Source organism: Mucilaginibacter sp. HD30 (genome assembly GCF_054061755.1).
The window spans coordinates 1,164,129-1,183,655 of record NZ_JBSSEO010000001.1 but is presented as its reverse complement, the minus strand read 5'-3'; the positions used below and the strand labels follow the sequence as shown (position 1 = coordinate 1,183,655).

The 19,527-nt window shown below is 40.0% G+C and carries 15 protein-coding genes; 4 read left to right on the top strand and 11 right to left on the bottom strand.

Annotation, left to right across the window (positions count from 1 at the left end):
• Positions 1–70: 70 nt before the first annotated feature.
• From ACVW2L_RS05790 to ACVW2L_RS05775, 4 genes are all read right to left on the bottom strand, one after another.
• Positions 71–3,487, bottom strand: a complete 3,417-nt coding sequence (locus ACVW2L_RS05790; protein WP_457127013.1) for an efflux RND transporter permease subunit — start codon at positions 3,485–3,487, stop codon at positions 71–73.
• Between the two features lie 24 nt (positions 3,488–3,511).
• Entirely contained in the window at positions 3,512–4,612 is a 1,101-nt protein-coding gene (locus tag ACVW2L_RS05785) for an efflux RND transporter periplasmic adaptor subunit (RefSeq protein ID WP_457127012.1), read from the bottom strand.
• A gap of 28 nt (positions 4,613–4,640) precedes the next feature.
• Positions 4,641–5,996: a TolC family protein gene (locus ACVW2L_RS05780; RefSeq protein WP_457127011.1), complete on the bottom strand. Its 1,356-nt coding sequence runs from the start codon at positions 5,994–5,996 to the stop codon at positions 4,641–4,643.
• A 72-nt stretch (positions 5,997–6,068) separates the two neighbouring features.
• Complete coding sequence (locus ACVW2L_RS05775) at positions 6,069–6,680, bottom strand: TetR/AcrR family transcriptional regulator (RefSeq protein WP_457127010.1); 612 nt, start codon at positions 6,678–6,680, stop codon at positions 6,069–6,071.
• Positions 6,681–6,826: 146 nt separating this feature from the next.
• On the opposite strand from ACVW2L_RS05775, the gene purB reads away from it, so the two are divergent.
• Together purB and ACVW2L_RS05765 are read left to right on the top strand one after the other, a co-directional pair.
• Positions 6,827–8,170: an adenylosuccinate lyase gene (purB, locus tag ACVW2L_RS05770; protein ID WP_457127009.1), complete on the top strand. Its 1,344-nt coding sequence runs from the start codon at positions 6,827–6,829 to the stop codon at positions 8,168–8,170.
• A gap of 187 nt (positions 8,171–8,357) precedes the next feature.
• Complete coding sequence (locus ACVW2L_RS05765) at positions 8,358–8,906, top strand: NifU family protein (RefSeq protein ID WP_457127008.1); 549 nt, start codon at positions 8,358–8,360, stop codon at positions 8,904–8,906.
• Positions 8,907–8,971: 65 nt separating this feature from the next.
• Here ACVW2L_RS05765 and ACVW2L_RS05760 read toward each other — a convergent pair whose 3' ends face one another.
• From ACVW2L_RS05760 to mtaB, 4 genes are read right to left on the bottom strand one after another with little or no spacing between them, the layout of a single operon-like run.
• Complete coding sequence (locus ACVW2L_RS05760; RefSeq protein ID WP_457127007.1) at positions 8,972–9,766, bottom strand: inositol monophosphatase family protein; 795 nt, start codon at positions 9,764–9,766, stop codon at positions 8,972–8,974.
• Positions 9,732–10,217, bottom strand: coding sequence for a GtrA family protein (locus ACVW2L_RS05755; RefSeq protein ID WP_457127006.1), 486 nt, complete (start codon positions 10,215–10,217; stop codon positions 9,732–9,734). Before ACVW2L_RS05755 ends, ACVW2L_RS05760 begins: the two co-directional genes overlap by 35 nt.
• Positions 10,210–11,382 carry a prolipoprotein diacylglyceryl transferase gene (locus tag ACVW2L_RS05750; RefSeq protein ID WP_457127005.1) on the bottom strand — a complete coding sequence of 391 codons (1,173 nt, stop codon included), beginning with the start codon at positions 11,380–11,382 and terminating at the stop codon, positions 10,210–10,212. The genes ACVW2L_RS05755 and ACVW2L_RS05750 overlap by 8 nt, the downstream gene beginning before the upstream one ends.
• 27 nt (positions 11,383–11,409) lie before the next feature.
• A complete protein-coding gene (mtaB, locus tag ACVW2L_RS05745) occupies positions 11,410–12,729 on the bottom strand; it encodes a tRNA (N(6)-L-threonylcarbamoyladenosine(37)-C(2))-methylthiotransferase MtaB (protein ID WP_457127004.1) in 1,320 nt (439 codons plus the stop codon).
• Positions 12,730–12,933: 204 nt separating this feature from the next.
• On the opposite strand from mtaB, the gene ACVW2L_RS05740 reads away from it, so the two are divergent.
• On the top strand, positions 12,934–15,171 hold the full coding sequence (locus ACVW2L_RS05740; RefSeq protein ID WP_457127003.1) for an ATP-binding protein: 2,238 nt from the start codon (positions 12,934–12,936) through the stop codon (positions 15,169–15,171).
• 3 nt (positions 15,172–15,174) lie between these two features.
• On the opposite strand, the gene ACVW2L_RS05735 is transcribed toward ACVW2L_RS05740, so the two are convergent.
• The 3 genes from ACVW2L_RS05735 to ppk1 all read right to left on the bottom strand — a co-directional run bounded on the left by ACVW2L_RS05735 (position 15,175) and on the right by ppk1 (position 18,839).
• Complete coding sequence (locus tag ACVW2L_RS05735) at positions 15,175–15,735, bottom strand: UbiX family flavin prenyltransferase (protein WP_457127002.1); 561 nt, start codon at positions 15,733–15,735, stop codon at positions 15,175–15,177.
• 168 nt (positions 15,736–15,903) lie between these two features.
• On the bottom strand, positions 15,904–16,788 hold the full coding sequence (locus ACVW2L_RS05730; RefSeq protein ID WP_457127001.1) for a Ppx/GppA phosphatase family protein: 885 nt from the start codon (positions 16,786–16,788) through the stop codon (positions 15,904–15,906).
• On the bottom strand, positions 16,785–18,839 hold the full coding sequence (gene ppk1, locus ACVW2L_RS05725; protein ID WP_457127000.1) for a polyphosphate kinase 1: 2,055 nt from the start codon (positions 18,837–18,839) through the stop codon (positions 16,785–16,787). The genes ACVW2L_RS05730 and ppk1 overlap by 4 nt, the downstream gene beginning before the upstream one ends.
• A 166-nt stretch (positions 18,840–19,005) precedes the next feature.
• Between ppk1 and ACVW2L_RS05720 the strand changes: the two genes are divergently transcribed.
• On the top strand, positions 19,006–19,497 hold the full coding sequence (locus ACVW2L_RS05720; RefSeq protein WP_457126999.1) for a YajQ family cyclic di-GMP-binding protein: 492 nt from the start codon (positions 19,006–19,008) through the stop codon (positions 19,495–19,497).
• Positions 19,498–19,527: the final 30 nt, after the last annotated feature.

The window sequence follows — 19,527 nt, the reverse complement described above, 5'->3', positions numbered from 1 at the left end:
TCATTCCCAAACAAAAGAGCCGCCTCGTAATCAAGTTACGAGGCGGCTCTTTAAAAAAACATCAGATGTATTAAACAGTCTTTAACTCAAGTTTCTCTGCGTTCTTTTTGCCAGAAAAGCGTTGCTTTAAATTATAATGCAAAATGTACATACATGGTACCAATATCAACGTTATAATGGTAGCAAAACCCAAACCAAATATCATTGTCCATGATAATGGGCCCCAGAATGCAACGTTGTCACCACCGAAGTGGATGTGTGGTTTAAATGATGTAAACAAGCCCACAAAATCAATATTGAAACCAACAGCCAAGGGTATTAAACCTAATATAGCTGCGAGGGCTGTTAGTATAACCGGGGTCATACGTGTACGCCCTGCTTCTACAACTGCATCATGCAAATTCTGGCCTTGCTCCATTAGCAGATCGGTAAACTCAACTAACAAAATACCGTTACGAACAACTACGCCTGCCAACGCCACTATACCAATACCTGTCATTAATACAGAGAAAGTCATTCCGAAAATACTTACCCCCAAAAGCACGCCTATTATACTAAACAAGATCTCGCTGATGATGATAAAGGTTTTACCAATTGAGTTAAACTGCATCATCAGGATGATAAGAATCAGCATAAATGACACGCCTAAAGCAGATAAAAGGAACACAGCTGCTTCAGTTTGATCCTCCTGGCCCCCACCCATGCGGAGTGTAATGCCCTCAGGCGTTTTAAAATCAGTTAACACCTGTGCTATTTCAGCATTTACATCATTCGCATTAAAACCTCCTGTTTTTAATACGTTTGATCCTAAGGTGATAACACGGATCTGTTGCTTGTGCTTAATGTTACTGTAAGTATTAGCATACCGGATATCGCTGAAAGCAGAAATAGGTACCTGCCTCACCGCGCCGCCAGTAGCCATATCCCGGTAGGTTATTTTAAGGTTGCGTATCGCATCCAGATCATAACGCTGATCTTCTTTACCGCGGACATTGATCTCATAATCTTCTTCAGTAGTATTTCTGAAATCTGCAGCTTTAAAACCATACAATGTAGTAGCCAATGCCTGACTTATCTGGGCACTGCTTACGCCTTCGCGATTGGCACGTTCCCTGTCAATATCAAATACTATCTGAGGCTTATCGTCCTGAACATCTGCTGTAAGTTCCTCAATACCCCCTATGTTTTGTTTGTCTATAAACTTCTTCAGGTTATTGGCTGCTTTCACTAATGAATCCAGATTATCACCGGCAATTTCAATACTGATATCTTTCTGCGTTGGCGGGCCGCCGCTTTCCTGGTCAACCGATATCTTAACACCTGGTATAACGCCTGTTACCGCTTTACGGATTCTTAGCATAATTGCCCTTGTGTCTTTGCCATTCCGCTCACCGAACTTAACAAAGGCCACAGCTATTTTAGCTTTGTTTGGATAATTACCCTGATCCTCGTCTTGCGGGTCTGTAACACTCACAGTTACATTAGATATAATTGAAGAAACAACATCCTTATCCGGCTCAACAGCTTTAGCAACGCGTTTTTCTAAAACTTCTGTAACCTGATTGGTATAAGCCTGATCTGTACCCTTAGGCAATGTTATATAAACAAACGCAAAGTTAGGATCAGCTTGCGGAAAGAACTCTACTTTAGGGCTGCGTGCAACCATAAAGAAAATACTAAAAATAAACAGACCAATGGTGCCTAATAAAATCCATCCCGGAACCTTAACCGCTCTTTCAAGCAGATTTGCATAGGCAGTTTGAATTTTAGGCCAGACTTTGTTTTGAAAAGAATCTATCCAGTGTACAAATACAAAATGATTTAGCAGATACAATACTGCCGCTAAAACCACAAAATTACCTACACCAAAACTTACCAGATAAGCTATAACGGCAACAATTCCAAACCCTATCATTACTTTTCTGGTAGCCTTATCAAATTTAGGATTGTCATGCTCGCCTTTAATATGTGGTTTCATAAAATCAACTGCGAAAACCGGGTTGAATATATATGCAACTACTAAAGAGGCCAATAAAGTAATTATTAATGTTATTGGCAAAAAGAACATAAACTTACCTATAAGGCTGTTCCAAAATGCCAATGGCACAAAGGGTGCAAGGGTGGTCATGGTACCAGAAAACACCGGAAGGAATACCTCACCTGCAGCCATTTTAGCTGCTTGCTTAATAGGCACCTTACCGTTATCAAATATCCGGTGCGTGTTTTCAATTACTACAATAGCATCATCCACCACAATACCCAGCGCTAACAGGAACGAGAACAGCACAATCATGTTTAACGTAAAGCCAATAGCTGGCATCACCAAAAACGCTATAAAGCAAGATAATGGTACAGACAAAGCAACAAACAAAGCGTTGGTAGTGCCCATAAAGAACATCAGAATGATGGTTACCAAAACGAAACCAATTATGATGGTATTTATAAGGTCATCAACTGTTGTCCGTGTTTTATCGCTTTGGTCACCGGTAACAGTAACGTCTAAGCCTTTGGGGAACTCATTAGCTTGTTTAGCTTTTATTAACGCAAAGATTTTATCCGATGCGCCTATCAGGTTTTCGCCGGTACGTTTACTTACATTCAGGGTGATAACGTTTTTAAAAACTTTATCACCCTTGGTTTTCATACGTGCGTAGCTCTCCTGCTCGTGGAAAGCATCTTTTACATCGGCAATATCACGTAAGTACACCGCTTTACCGCTTGGGTTACGTATAACCATATCAGCTACTTCATCAGCACTTTTGAAATCCTGGCGGATATCAACACTACGGCGAACACCATCAACACGCAAACCACCGGCAGACATGATTATGTTTTCGTAACCCACAGCATTTACTATGTCGGTATAGCTTACCTGTGCAGCGCCCATTTTATTCAAATCAACATTGATCTGAATCTCCGGTTTCAATGCGCCTACCATATCTACTTTAGATATCTCTTTCATGCTTTCAATAGCATCTTTCAGATTATCGGCGTATTCCTTCAGTTTCTTCAGGTCATAATTACCGGATATATTAACATAAAGGATAGGTAGGTCGGCTACGTTAATATCAGATACCGTTGGCTCTTTAAGGTTGTTGTCGTTTTGCGGCAGATCCGGCTTAGCCTTATCAACTGCTTCCTTAACATCATCCTTAGCATCTTTTATCAATATGTTACCGTTAAACTCGGCAGTTATGATAGATACGTTATCATAAGAGTTGGATGTTACCTTTTTTAAGCCTTTAAGAGATTTTAATCTCTTTTCTATCTGACGGGTAACCAATATTTCAATGTTTTGAGGCGATTGCCCCAAGTATTGCGTTGTAACAAATACCTTTGACTGTGCTATATCCGGAAAATTCTCCTTTGGCAAATTGTTATAGCTTACCAAACCTAATATGGTAAGAAGCACAATAAATGCATATATAGCCGTTTTATTATCTATGGCCCAACTTGAGGGGCCAAACTCTTTTTGCAAATCTTTCATGAAGTGATTAGTTTAAATCGCCATTTATTTTACACCTTGCAATACGCGCACTTTATCACCCTCATCCACATCAGCAACGCCATCTACTATAACCTGATCGCCCGCTTTTAATCCTGAGGTTACCTCTACTGAGCCACCAGAAATTGCACCTTGTTTTATTGGCGCGCGTTTAGCCATACCGTTAACATTGATGTACACATAATCGCCTGATTCTGATTGCTGAACCGCCTTAACTGGTACGGTAATAGCATTTTTATTAGTGTAGTCTGCAATTCGAAGTACCGCCGTCATGTTGGGGCGTAATGTTGCGCGTGATGGTAATTTAACCTCGACAGGGAAACTCCGCGAAACAGGATCAATTGCTTTTGCTGCAAAGTTTATGGTGGCTGTTACAGAATCTTTTGCATCAGGTACCACAACTTTAACGGTATTACCTACACGTACGCTTGCAGCATATGATTCGGGAACGTTGGCTTTTATTTTAAGGCTGTTATCGTTAACAATATTAATACCAGTAACTCCGGGGCCAGCAACCTGACCTAACTTAAGGTCCATCGTTTCAACGGTACCGTTGATAGGGGATTTGATGCTGTAAAACGCAGACTGTTGTTTAAGGGCATCCTGTTGTTTTTGGGTGCTTTGCAAGTTTGTTTTGGCCTGTAAAAATTGCACTTCGGTACCAATTTTTTGATCCCAAAGATTTTTCTGACGCTCATAGAGTGTAGTCATCAATTCAACCTGGGCTTCACCTTGCGCTAATTGTTGTTTTAAAACACTGTTATCTAATTGAACAAGTATTTGCCCTTTGCTAACACGTTGCCCGGCTTTTACATAAATAGCTGTAATTGTACCTTGGGCCTGTGGGTATGCAGTAACATTTTCTTCTGCGTCAATTTTGCCTTGCACTTCAACATAGTTGCTAAAGCTGCCTGTCTCAATTTTGTATACTGAAACATCCAATGTTTTTACAGAATCGGTAGCACCCATCTCTGATTGTAACTTGGCTATTTTCTCGTTAAGCTCAGACTGCTGTTTTTTTAGGTCAGCTAATTCAGCTTTTTTATCTTTAGGCTTTGAGCATGCGGCTAAAAGCAATAAGGCGGGTATGTATATAAGTTTTTTCATTTTTATGATTGTATAATGTGAGTTTAGTTTAATTAAGACGTGCGTAAGCTTTATCCGCGTCGACTTTGCTTATTAGTGCTGTATATAAAGCCTGTATATATTGGTTGTCGGCGTTTTCCAGTTCTGTTTGCGCTTGGGTAACTTCTACGCTGGAGCCTACACCCTGTTCGTATTTTATTTTTGAAACCCTTAACACTTCCTGCGCCAATGTGCGGCTACGTTTTTGGTTATTAAGCGATTGCAAACTATTTAAATAAGTTATGTTAGCAGCATTTGCCTGTAGCTTAAATCCGTTTGCAGCATTAACCAGATCATTTTTTGATTTTAAAACAGTTATTTGCGACTGACGTAATCGAGCTACGCGTTGCCCCCCGCTAAAAATTGGAACGTTTAAGCTTAAACCTATAAAACTGTTGTAATAGATGTTATTATATAAAAATCTGGTGTGATTCTCTTGGAATACGCCGCCCAAACCTGCATTAAATGATAACGTTGGTAAAAACTCAGCTTTTTTGCTTTTAACTTCTAATTCATTAAGGGTGATGTTGGTTTGCAGCAATTTATATTCTATTCTGTTATTATAGAACCCTGTATCAACAGCGTTTTGCCCTACTTGCTGGTTTATGTTAATATCCTCAAGTCTATCAGTTAAGGCAAGATCTTCTTCAATTGGCATTCCCATTTGAAATTTTAGCATTTGGTTAGATAACACTAATGTTCTCACAACATTTTCTCTGTTGGTTATCAGGTTGTTATACTGTACATCTAAACGGTCTACATCAATTTTCTCAACAAAACCTTGCTTGTTACGTTGCACAGTCTGGTCAAATTGCTGTTTTAATTGAGCGATATTAGCATCAAGCAACTTCACCTGTTCTCCGCTTACCAAAACCTGGTAGTAAGCTTTAGTAACATTTGCATTGGTTTGAATTTTTGAGCGTACCATGTTTCTCTCAGACAGTTCACGAAACGTTTTAACTGCTTGCAAGCCTACTATGAAAGTGCCGCTGAATAGCAATTGGTTCATTTGCAAGGCGTAAGTGTTGTTATATTTTATCGGACCAAATGGAAGGGCTACTAAGGGGTCGTTAAAATTTGGATTTCCTGTGAAAACGCCAGCCGGAGCAACAGAAACAGGAGTTTTGATATAATCCTGAAAAGTAACAGAGCCGTTTATCTGCGGCAAACCTGTTCCAATTGTTTCCTTTACTTTATAATCAGCGCTTTGTACATCAAGCTGGGCATTTTTTACCGAGTCCTGGTGCTCATAGGCGTATGTAATAGCATCCGCGAGCGAAAAACTGTGCGATGCAGGTGCCTGCTGCGCAAAGCCCGTGAGGGTTATGGCGCAGAAGAACGATGTAATTATTAGGATATGTTTCATGTATATATATTGTGTGTTGGTTTTCGTTTACAAAATAAGCACCGGCAGATGACAACGGTATGTCAGCAGTGTTTATTCATCATTAATATTTTTGTATTGATTTAATAGCTTATAACCTTTTAGCGTACAAATACCGTAATTAAAATGCTCTAAAAACTGGCTTTGCACTTTCCATGGATTAAACTCGGCCAATGGAAAGAGTTTTGTATTGAAGCCCATTTCCACCTGATTAACCCGCATGCGGGCCATTATTTTCACGTCAATTTCAGGACGTATATAACCTTGATTTATACCTTTTATCAGCAACTCTTCCAACGTATGTATTATCACATCTGCTTTAAAATTTTGGAATATTTCCCAAGCTTCTGGATGATATTTCTGCATATCGTGGATCACAATAGGATTAATACGCGAAAAAACCTCTTCAGAGCATTTCATCATATTGATCATTTCATCTATCACATTGCTTGACTTACTTATGATATCCTTAATCTGGCATTCGTCTTCGTGAAGTTTTCTTTTTACCAGGGCAATCACAAGTTCGTTCTTGTCTTTAAAAAACTGATAGATTGTTTTTTTTGACATACCCATATGTTTGGCTATATCATCCATCGTAACGCTTTTAATTCCTGCCTTTAAAAACAGGTCCTCGCCGCCTTGAATTATTCTTTCTATTTGAACCATTGAATTAATTGGTCAAAACTATGGAAACATTTTTAGATTTTAAAGTTTCCAAATAGAAATATTTATCCACTAATGTCAGCACGCGGTCAAAAAGTAAATTTCAGCCCAAAATGATTACCTTTGCAGAAAATTTCAGACTACACTAAATGGATCTTACCGCACTTTCAGCCATATCACCTATTGACGGACGCTACCGGAATACAACTGCATCATTAGCCGCTTATTTTTCGGAATTTGCACTGATCAAATACCGCGTATTTGTTGAAATTGAGTACTTTATAGCTTTATACCAGCACCCACTGCCCCAATTACTAAGTTTAGATAAAAGCGCAGCAAATAAGTTACGAGGCATTTACCAAAACTTTACCGAAGCAGAGGCGCAAAACATTAAGGACATTGAAAAAATCACTAACCACGATGTAAAGGCAGTTGAGTACTTCATAAAACAAAAGTTTGATGAGCTTGACTTACAGGCCTACAAAGAGTTTATACACTTTGGCTTAACATCGCAAGACATAAATAATACAGCTGTCCCTTATTCATTTAAACTGGCGCTTGATGATGTTTACTATCCGGCACTTGGTGAGTTAATAACTATTCTTAAAAAATACGCAGCCGATTGGGCTAATATTCCAATGCTGGCTCACACGCACGGGCAACCTGCATCGCCTACCCGCCTGGGTAAAGAGTTACAGGTTTTTGTTGAGCGGATTGAAAAGCAGCTGGCGCAACTAAAACAAGTACCTCATGCTGCCAAATTTGGCGGTGCCACCGGTAACTTTAACGCGCACGTTATTGCCTACCCTGCCATTAATTGGGTTGATTTTGGCAATAGTTTTGTAAACGACACACTGGGTCTTAGCCGCTCACAAGCTACTACGCAAATAGAGCACTATGATAACTTTGCGGCTCAATGCGATGCATTAAAACGCATAAATAATATATTAATTGATTTGGACAGGGATATATGGACCTATATCTCCATGAATTACTTTAAGCAGAAGATAAAAGCGGGAGAAATAGGGTCATCAGCCATGCCGCATAAGGTAAACCCGATAGATTTTGAAAACTCTGAAGGTAACTTAGGTATTGCCAATGCCCTCTTTGAACACCTGGCGGCCAAATTGCCTATCTCTCGTTTGCAACGCGACCTTACTGATTCAACCGTTTTACGTAACGTTGGTGTACCGGTATCGCATACGCTTATCGCTATAAAATCAACAATAAAAGGCTTAAATAAACTGCTGCTTAACGAGGCTGTTATAAATAGCCACCTTGATGCTAACTGGGCCGTGGTTGCTGAAGCAATACAAACTATTTTACGTAGAGAAGGCTATCCTAACCCTTACGAAGCGCTAAAAGAACTTACCCGCACTAATACACACGTAAACGCTGATACGATTGCTGAGTTTGTAGAAACACTGCAGGTTGCTGACGTTATTAAGGAAGAGATAAAGAAAATTAGCCCGGCTAACTATACCGGAGTTTAGTGATGAGAAGATATGTAAATGTGCAGATGCTATTGGCAATTTATATCTGCACATGCACTCATTTGCATATCTACACATCCGCACGTTTGCACATCCTCCCGTCATCTATCAGTCAAAAGCAGTTAACATGGTGTTTTAATTGAAAAACCTGTTTAACTTTGTTTATTCAATTTAAATAAGAATAGAAATGACCATCAACGTATATACCGAAAGCACCCCGAACCCGGCAACCATGAAGTTTATAGTTAACAAGTTGCTGATAAACGGCAGTGTTGACTATGCAACTAAAGAAAGCGCCGAGAAATCGCCCTTTGCTAAAGAGTTGTATAAATTCTCGTTTGTTAACGGTGTATTCTTTGCAAGTAACTTTGTTACGGTAACAAAAACTGAGGATGCTGAATGGAACGATATTGAGCCGATACTAAAAGAATTTGTAAAAGGCGCTGTAGAATCTGAATATAAAGTTCAGTTAGAAGAGCAGGACGAAGTTGCATTTGAAGGGACTGATACAGAGATCAAAATACAACAAATATTAAATGATTACGTTCGCCCGGCTGTTGAGCAGGATGGCGGTGCTATAACTTACCGTTCATTTAACGAGGGTGTTGTAACTGTAGAGCTTCGCGGGTCATGCAGTGGCTGCCCATCGTCAACGGTTACGCTTAAGTCAGGCATTGAGAATTTGCTTAAACGTATGGTACCAGAAGTTACTGAAGTAGTATCGGAAGCATTGTAGTTGAAGATTGGTTATTGAAGGTTAAAGATTAGTAAGCAAATCCACCAATCTTTAATCTTCATTCTTTAATCTTTAAAGTAAGTATTTATAGCCTCCAGCATCTCCCCTGTCAGCTTACCATTTGTAGCCAGCAATTCCCTTGAATTTAATATTTCATCACCGCCGCTATAGTTAACCACGTGGCCACCGGCCTGTCGCACAATTACAATTCCGGCAGCTACGTCCCACGGATTTAAGTTATACTCATAGTAGGCATCAAACCTGCCACAGGCTGTGTAAGCCAGATCAACCGCTGCCGATCCTAATCTGCGCAGGCCATGACAGCTTTTCATTAAGTGGGTAAATAAGGCTATATATTGCTGCTGCTTATTAAAATCATAATAAGGGAAACCGGTAGCCAGCAGGCTGTCGCCAATGGTTGCAGCGCTGCTAACCTTAATTTCTTTGCCGTTTAAATAAGCCGGGGCACCTTTGCAGGCGTAAAAGCACTCATCAAGATTCACCTCGTAAACCACCCCTGCTACCAACTCATCATATTCTTTAAGTGCAATACTTACAGAAAATACGGGCAAGCCATGTATAAAATTGGTTGTGCCATCCAACGGATCAATTATCCAGTTGTAACGCTCGCCTAATTTGGTGGTGGTTTGCTCCTCGGTAATAAAACCGGCTTCGGATATTACACTTTCAAGGCCTTTCACAATCATCTCCTCCGCAGTTTTATCTACGTACGATACCAGGTCATTCAGGCCTTTGTACTCTATTTTTTCGGCGGCGAAAGTTTTACGTTCCTCTAGTATGAATGCTCCGGCTTGTTTGGCAACCTCAATTACTTTCGCTGTTATTTCTTCCAGATGCATGGTGACGTAGGGATAGACTAAATGAGAAAACTTTATGTACAAAAAAGCTTGCAAAAAACAAGTTTAAAGCTGCTGTTATACGTGCTACAGGGGGATACATACCCACTGTTTGAACAAAAAAATCAAGCAGGGCCAGGTTGGCAAAAAAACCAATTACGGCTACAGCAGAGAAGCGTAAAAACTGCTTTGCAGGAGTTGATGCCGATTGATTAAAAACAAAATATCGTGTAATTAAAAAATTAACTATTACGCCCATAAAAAATGAAACGCCTAATGATAATTTATAGTTATTAAACCCATACCCTAAAAAGATGTAAACCGGCTTTTCAAAAAAATTGTGGTAAAACAGATAGAAAGCGCAGATATCCACCAAAAAACCAGCTCCGGCAGAGAGTACAAACCTTACTACCTGGTTCTTTAGAAATTTATTTGCTGCAATTACATTAGCCATGCTTAACCGCGGGTGACGTTTTCTTACTTTTTGCTGTTACAATAAGGGCAATTCCTAACATAACCAAACAAAGCGATATTAATTCAGCCTGGGTAAAAGGTATACCAAACAGGTGATATTTTGTGTTTACACGAATACGTTCAATTAAAAAACGCTCTACGCCATTTAAAATTAAATAGATGCCGAACATTACGCCTGGTAGTTTTATGCGATGCCGTATGCTCCATAAAAAAGCAAATAAAAGCAAGCATACCACACATTCGTAAAACGGTGTAGGGTAAGCAGGTAATTTCAGTTCGTTACAGAATTTGCCAACGCAAGCCGGTATTGGATTGTCATAATCCATGTGGCTTACATTATGGGGGTATTTAAAAGCCCACATCCAATCTGGCGCCCAGCTTAACCAGCCTGGCTTTGGATGAGTGTTTGATATTCCCCAATCACCGTCACCTGCCATCTGGCAGCCTATCCTACCAACAGCATATGCTAACATCATCCCCGGGCCGCCAATATCCAGCATGGTGCGCCAATGTACACCGTGTTTATTGGCAACGTAAAGCACTGCGGCTCCACCGCATATTAACCCGCCATAAAAAGTAAGCCCCTCAAAGCCTATCAACATCCCTACCGGGTCGTTCATAAAGTCATCCCAGTTCTCTAAAGCGTTAAATAATTTTGCGCCGGCAAAACCAAATACAGCTGCCCAGAGTAACAGAGAGCCCATTATTTCGTGAGGATGCGCTTTTACTTTCTTTGTTACCGGCTTAGCTAAAATCTGCTTTTTATTTTCGGCATAGGCCCAATAAACAAATATTGCTGCCGCTGCAATTCCGCCTAACAAATTGCCGCGCGTTGACAAGATGAAACCCTGTGTATCGTCAACAAAAGCGCGGTAGTTCAGCACCATATCAACTACCTTAAAGCCAAATACAAAACCGAATACGGCGTTACCTGCCAGTTCAAGCGGAGATGCTTTTTCGCCTATGGTTACCTCCCTTTCAAACGTATGGACCTGCCCCAGCTTTTCTTTCCGCTTAAATTCTGATAAAAAAGCCTGGTAACCCGCCAAAAAAGCAAGAGCGACAAAAAAGCCGAATGTTTGTATAGGCAGGACGATATTCCAACCAAAAAGGTATTCAATAAGCGAACTCAGGCTTGGAAACATAGGTTTATATTTGAAGCGAATATAGCTTTAATGCACTAAAATTTCTTCGCTTTCGGTTATTTCAACATCACCGTCGGGTGAGATTTGTGTTAATTGGATGGTTTTTAATTCGTTAACAAGTACCGGATCAAACTTGGTTTTAACCTTCACATAATTGCGGGTAAAGCCGTGCATATAGCCTTCCTTAACGTCGCCTTCAAACAATACCTCAGCGGTTTTGCCTAACTGACCCTCATAAAATGCGCGGCGCTTTTTATCAGAAAGAATATGCAGCATTTTGCTCCTATCGGCGCGGGCTGAACCCGGAACAACTCCATTCATTTCGGCAGCAAGCGTATTTTCTCGTTCCGAATAAGTAAATACGTGGAGATAAGATACATCAAGTTCATTAAGAAAATTATAAGTATCAATAAAATCCTCACGGGTTTCGCCCGGGAAGCCTACAATTACGTCTACTCCTATGCAGCAATCGGGCATTACTTGTTTTATCTTCTCTACCCTATCCACATATAACTCTCGCTTATAACGGCGGCGCATTAAACCAAGTATTTTATTTGAGCCTGATTGCAGCGGTATATGAAAATGTGGTACAAACTTTTTTGATGTAGCTACAAACTCAATTATTTCGTCGGTTAGTAAATTAGGTTCAATTGACGAAATGCGAATGCGGTCAATGCCCGTTACTTCATCCAGAGCCTGCACCAGGTCAAAGAATTTATTTTGGCGCTCCCCCTTAATTATACCAAAGTCGCCAAGATTTACACCAGTCAGTACAATCTCGCGAACACCCGATGCAGCAATTCTTTCTGCTTGTTGTAAAACACTTTCAATTGTATCGCTGCGGCTTGCTCCACGTGCCAAGGGGATAGTGCAAAAAGTACATGAATAATCACAACCATCCTGAACTTTCAAAAAAGTACGTGTGCGGTCGCCGATGGAAAAAGCAGGTACAAACTCATTCGCTTCAGACACCGGTTGATTAAGAACCACCGCCTTTTCTTTCTTGGCAAGGTCGGTGATATGATCAACTATAAGAAATTTTTCGGCGGCACCCAAAACCATATCAACGCCCGGTATTTCTGCAATCTCCTTAGGCTTAAGCTGCGCATAACAGCCAACTATGGTAACGTATGCGTTAGGCGATATTTTAAGCGCCTCTTTTACAACCTTTTTGCATTTCTTATCGGCATTGTCTGTTACAGAACAGGTGTTGATAACATACACATCAGGTGTATCCGTAAAATCTACCGTATCAAAACCAGCTTGGTTAAACAATCGACCGATGGTTGACGTCTCGGAATAATTGAGTTTGCAGCCCAATGTATAAAAAGCAACTTTTTTGTTCATTTTCAATCTGCAAAGATAAACTTTTTAAATCGACCATAAAAATCCGTTAATCAGGGATTGAGCAATCAAAACGCATGGATATCGCAGTAAATCGTTAAGCCACAAGCCCTACAACCATGGCGAATGTTTTTTTTGCGAACTTTTAAGTCAGTATGGTGTTACATCTGTAAATATAATACCCCTTGCGAATAACAAACCTTACTTATGACTCCCCTTATCAAGCAAAAAATTCCCGTATTAAGGTACGGCCTTGTAGTACTATTATTTATTGTGCTCTTTGTAAGCACGGAATATTTGCTGCTACACTACCAAAAGGCTGACGTATTAAAGAACAATATAGATAAACTTATTTCGGCACGCGAAAACGCTGCACTTATTGACAGTTGCATTATTAAACTGAACAGTGCCGATAATTATACCCGACTTTACACTGTTACAGGAGATAAAGGATATTTGACGCGTTCATCCAGGGAAATCGGGGAAGTATTAACTATAAGCAACAAAATAAGTTCAGCTGTGGCCAATCAGAAGGAAAATAAGGCTTCGGCTAAAAAACTGAAAGAGCTTATTAAACAGAAAAAAGCCAGGAGTAGTGAGTACGTTACGCTAAAATTGCTAAATGATAGCCTTATCAATAATTCAAAAACTATAGTCAGATCATTTGATCAGATTCAAAAGCAAATGGAAAAACCCGCCGTAAAGGTGCAACACACAGTTGGTTTTGACACTGTCAGGGTTGCCCAGCCTGAACAACTTGCTGGTTCTGCAGGATCTGACCGCTCAAATAAAAGATTTTTAGGGAAACTGATTTCGTCTTTAAATCCTAAAAACAGATTAAAAGACGCCGATAAAAACGATGGCACAGTACCTGCAGAAAAGGAGGTCATTATTAAAAGAGATACCATTGTTTATAAACAAATAGTTAACAAAGCCGCTGTGGCGCATCATAACAGCGCATATAAAGCCTACTCAAATAGCCTAAATTCTGTCAATGATAAGCTACGGGATAAAGAAGAACAATTGCTGCTGTTGAACAATCATCTAACCGAACAAATAATTACAGGCTTAACAAGCTACCGGTCAGCAGAGGTATCTTACGCTGAAAACAGTAAAAATTTTCTACAGAAAAATTTAGCAAGCATTTTTTGGGAGTTTAAAAAAGTATCCGTAGTAAACTTCGCCTTCGTGATTTTTTTATTAACTCTGGTTTTTTATAACATCTGGAAAATATTCAGGAACGAGCAGCTGATAATTGAATATAGTGAAAAGGCAGAGGAATATGCTCAAGCGAAAAGTAATTTTTTGGCAGGTATGAGTCATGAGATCCGTACACCGCTTAACTCCGTTATCGGTTTCTCTGAACAATTGGCTAAAAGCGACCTGACGGGGACACAAAAACAACAGGTTGTTGCTATCCGCAACTCGTCTGAAATGTTGTTGGACCTTGTAAATGAGATATTAGATTTCTCTAAATACGAAACAGGCAAAATGAACTTTGATAGTCAGCCCTTTTTCCCCGGCAATGCTGTTGAGGATATATGTACCACCATGCACATTCATGCAAAAAAGAAAGGCCTAGCGCTTGAAAATTTCAACAACATTCCTGGTAATTTTTGCTGCGATGGTGATAAAACCCGCCTAAAGCAAGTAATAATGAATTTGATGGGTAATGCAATTAAGTTTACAGTTAAAGGAAAGGTTAGTTTGTACGCCGATATAGATCAAACTAATCTTAACAACCTAAAGTTAAAAGTTAGGGTTGTTGATACAGGTTTAGGAATTGATAAAGATGACTTGCCGCACATATTCGAAGAGTTCTCGCAGGTAGAAAAAGCCCAAAAAGTTACCCGCCATAAAGGCACGGGCTTAGGTTTGGCCATTTGCAAAAAGATAATAGAGTTACAGGGTGGTACTATCAAAGTAAGCAGCACGCCCGGCGTAGGTTCCATTTTTAGTTTTGAATTACCTTTAACCGTAACTGAAAATGAATGTGGGTCTGTTGATGCCGTACTCAGCTCAGACCTGATGGCAGAAATAGTAGCGGGTAAACATGCGCTTATAGTGGATGATAACCGTTTTAACGTATTGCTGGCCACAACCATTTTGAAAAAATGGAAAATAACTTATGATGAAGCCTACAACGGGTTGGAAGCTGCAAGGTTGATAGATCGAAATGACTACGACATTGTTTTAACTGACATTGAGATGCCGGAGTTTGACGGACTGCAATTGATGGAATACATTCGCACTCATAACGACGCATCAAAAGCAAATACGCTGCTAATGGCACTTACTGCCAATGTTTTAAAAGAGGACAGAGACAAATACATAAAAGGCGGGGCGAATGACGTAATAGTAAAACCCTTTTTGGAATACGATCTGGTAGAGAAGATAGCCGCCAATATTCAGAATAACATAAGTGCGGTAAGGTTTATCGCGTAACAGCTACTCGCCCCAACGATAACTTTGGTTCTGTAAGCCTGCAAGGTCTATTACCCTGTCTACAACCGTTGCGGCAACATCCCTGATAGTTTGAGGTTTGCTATAAAAAGATGGCATAGCCGGACAAATAATGCCTCCAGCTTCTGTTACCGTAAGCATGTTTTTTATGTGGATGAGACTTAAGGGTGTGTCGCGAGCCACCAATATCAATTTCCTTCGCTCCTTAAGTATCACATCAGCAGCGCGGGCTATCAGATCATCTGATGTTCCTGCGGCGATGCGGCCTAATGTTCCCATAGAGCAGGGAATGATGATCATGGTATCAAATTTTGCAGAACCCGATGCGAAGGGGGCCATAAAATCGCTCTTACTATAAAAATTATACGGTAGATTTTCGTAGCCATCGTTATCCAACTCAAACCGCCACACCTGCTTGGCGTTATCGCTCATAACCACAGCCACCTCTTGTATTTGCTCACTTAATTGTGCCAATTTTTTAAAAAGCAGATCAGCATAAACAGATCCGCTTGCGCCGGTAACTGCAACTACAAGCTTTTTTTTCATAACCGTTAAAGAATATTGTGGCAAAGATGGCGAAAGTTAGGGGCATAAAAAAGGGTCGAATACAAGTACCCGACCCCACATCTACCTATGAAAAACATGCCCTTTAGAAGGGCAACACAAATATAATAAGAGTTTTTATTAATTTAATAACAATAATTAAAAATTAATTTAACGTTCAGGTAAGTTCTTATCTATAAGTGTCTGTATTATACCGTCAACCATACCAACGCTTGGCACATAAATATGCTTTATGCCACCCCATTTCATAACGGCCAGATATATCTCGCTCGCCGGAATAATTACGTCTGCCCTATCTTGTGTAAGACCCAAAACATTAATGCGATCCTTAAGCGAAAACGACTCCAGATAATTATAAAGTGCCTTTAATTTGGCAAAGCTTAGCGGCTGTTTATCTTTCTCATCAGACAAGCGGTAAAGCTTGTTAATATTACCACCGGTGCCAATGCCAGATATTGATTTATGATGGCGGGTATGTTCGCGCAAAAATTCGCGCATGTCGTTCCAGGTCTCTTCCGTGTCCTGATTATCTAATATGCGAATGGTACCAATATTAAAAGACCGCGATGCCACCAGCGTGCCCGCCGAAAATAGTGACAATTCCGTACTACCACCGCCAACGTCAATATATAAGTAATTTTTAGTTTTGTCTATTTCTTGCTCGGCATGGCTGGCATAAATTATTTTCGCCTCTACCTCGCCATGTATAATTTCAAGGTCCAGGTCTGCCTCTTCCTTAATACGTTTTACTACCTCGGCGCCATTTTTTGCCTCGCGCATGGCAGAAGTTGCACAGGCGCGGTAATCTACAACCTTGTATACGTCCATCAGGCTGCGAAACGCATGCATGGTTTTAACAAGGTCGTCGGCCTTTTTATCAGACAAGTGCTTGTTTAAAAACGCATCATCGCCTAAGCGCAGTGGCACACGGATAAGCGTGGTCTTTTTAAACGAAACAGACTCGTTGTTTTCTATAATATCTGCAATAAGCATTCTTACTGCGTTTGAACCTATGTCAATTGCTGCGTATCTCAACTTGCTGTGTTTTTAAATTTCAAATAATTGTAGATGTCTATTTGTGCCCGGCACGGAATTTCTGACCGGGTTTTATGGTATTTATTACTGTTGTGGCTGTTGATTTCGCGCGCCTTGGTATTATCAGCCAACTGAATATCAATTATATCACGTATCTCTTTTTTAACAGCCTTATCGTATATCGGGAAACCCACTTCAACCCTGCTGTCAATGTTTCTGCTCATAAAATCAGCAGATGTAAGGTAAATAAGCTCATCGCCCTTGTTGCAGAAAATGTGTACGCGCGCATGTTCCAGATATTTATCAACAATGCTTACCACCTCAATGTTCTCGCTGTAGTTTTTTACGCCGGGCACTAAACAACACATACCGCGCACAATCATTTTGATTTTAACACCCGCATTACTTGCCTGATACAACTTGGTTATTAACTGCTCATCAGCAAGGCTGTTCATTTTTAATATCATATAAGCCGGCTTTTTAGCTTTGGCCTGCTTTATCTCATTGTCTATAAGCTTGTATATAGCCGGTCTCGAATCAATCGGCGATACTATTAAATGTTTTAAACCTTTTGGTAAAATGCCTTTATTAAGCGCTTTAAAAACATCCGCCATATCAGCAGTAATTTTCTTGTTGGCCGTAAGCAGCGTATGATCCGCATAAATGCGGGCCGTTTTTTCGTTATAGTTGCCGGTTGAAAGGCAAGCGTAGTACACAGTTTTATCTTTCTCTGTGCGGCCTACCAAGCATATTTTTGAATGTACTTTGTATCCATCAAAACCGTAAATTACATTAACACCCTCTTCTTCCAGCTTACGGCTCCAGGCTATATTGTTCCGCTCATCAAAACGGGCGCGAAGCTCTACCAGGCAATTTACTTTTTTTCCATTTTTAGCCGCGTTAATCAGTGCGTGCATTATCCTTGAGTTTTCGGCAAGGCGATATACGGCTATGTTGATCTCTTTAACCATTGGATCAATGGCAGCCTCGCGCAAAAAATGTATCACATAATCATACATCTGGTAAGGCGTGTTGATCAAATAATCGCGCTTGGCAATCATTGCAATCAGGCTTTTATCAAACGTTAATCCATCCAATGGCAGTGGCGGGTATTTTACATATTCCAGTTCGGGCCTGCCCACGTTAGGGAAAGAGATAAAATCTTTAAAATTATGATAGCGGTTGCCTGGGATAAGACTTTCGCCATGTACCCCCATTTTACCAACAAGGTGTTTCAACATTTCCAAAGGCATATCCGCATCATACAGCAAACGCATGGGTCTACCTTTTTTTCTCTTATCCAAACTTTTAGATAAAGCATCAATAAACTTCTCGCTAACTACCTTATCCAGATCAAGCTCTGCATCGCGGGTTAATTGTATGGAATATGCCTCTATGGAATCATGCTCAAAAATAAAAAATATGTCCTCAAGACTGTACCTTATAACATCATCCAACAAGATAATGAACTTAAGGTTATTTGTGTCTGGCAGTACTATGAATCTGGAAAGATTATCCGGGATCTCTATTAAGGCGTAATTTACCTTGCCGTTATGGGTCAGTTTAACAAAAAAGTAAATAGCGCGGTCGCGCAGCTCAGGCAACGGCTTGCTGCTATCTAACATAACCGGTACAAGCATTGCCAGCAACTTTTCGCGAAAGTAATTTTTAACGAACATACCACGGGCAACGTTGAGCTGCTTGTCATTCAGCAGGAATATCTTTTCTTCGGCAAGCTGCTTTATTATTATGTTCTCATAAAGGTTATGGAACTTGCGCTCCTGCTTTACAACAACAGTTTTTATCTGACTGAGTAGCTTTTTTGGGTTATAACCTAATATCTCTTTGGCTTTTATGTTAAGATTGGTAAGCCTGGTTAACGTTGCTACCCTTACACGGTAAAATTCGTCAAGATTAGATGAAAATATCGCCAAAAATTTAATCCTTTCAATAAGCGGAACAGTCGGGTCGGCAGCTTCCTGCAAAACGCGCTCATTAAAAAACAACCAACTTATTTCCCTGTTAACTAAAGGTATATGTTTAATATCCATAGAATCATTGTCTGCCAACGGGCATTAAATGCAAAGCTGCTTATTTATTTGTTAACTTAATATTAATAGATTGGTATATTGAATGTTTTGTTTAATATACACTTTGCTATTTTTCAACAATTGAAAGCTTATATACATTATCTTTACAGCGTTTAAATAAACCATTATGCCAACTTTTGATATTGTAAGCAAAATTGACGGACAAACGTTAGATAACGCCATTAATACTGCTAAAAAAGAAATATTGAACCGTTATGATTTTAACGGATCGCAAAGCTCTATTGAGCTGGATAAGAAAACCAATGTGGTAACTATTGTTACCGAAAATGATATGCGTGTTAAAGCCATTCAGGATGCTATCATCAGCCGTATGGTTAAACAGCAGCTTGACCCCAAAGCGCTTGATTTTGGTAAGGAGCATTACGCATCAGGTAATATGATCCGCAAGGAGATACAAATAAAAGAAGGCATTGATAAAGAAGCGGCTAAAAAAATCGTTAAAAAAATAAAGGACAGTGGCTTAAAAGTTCAGGCATCAATTATGGAAGATCAGGTAAGGGTGCAGGCAAAAAAGATAGATGATTTGCAAGCCGTTATTGCCTTATGCAGAAAAGACGATTTCGGCCAACCATTGCAGTATATTAATATGCGCGATTAGACCTTGATTTATAGCATTTAAGGAATAGCA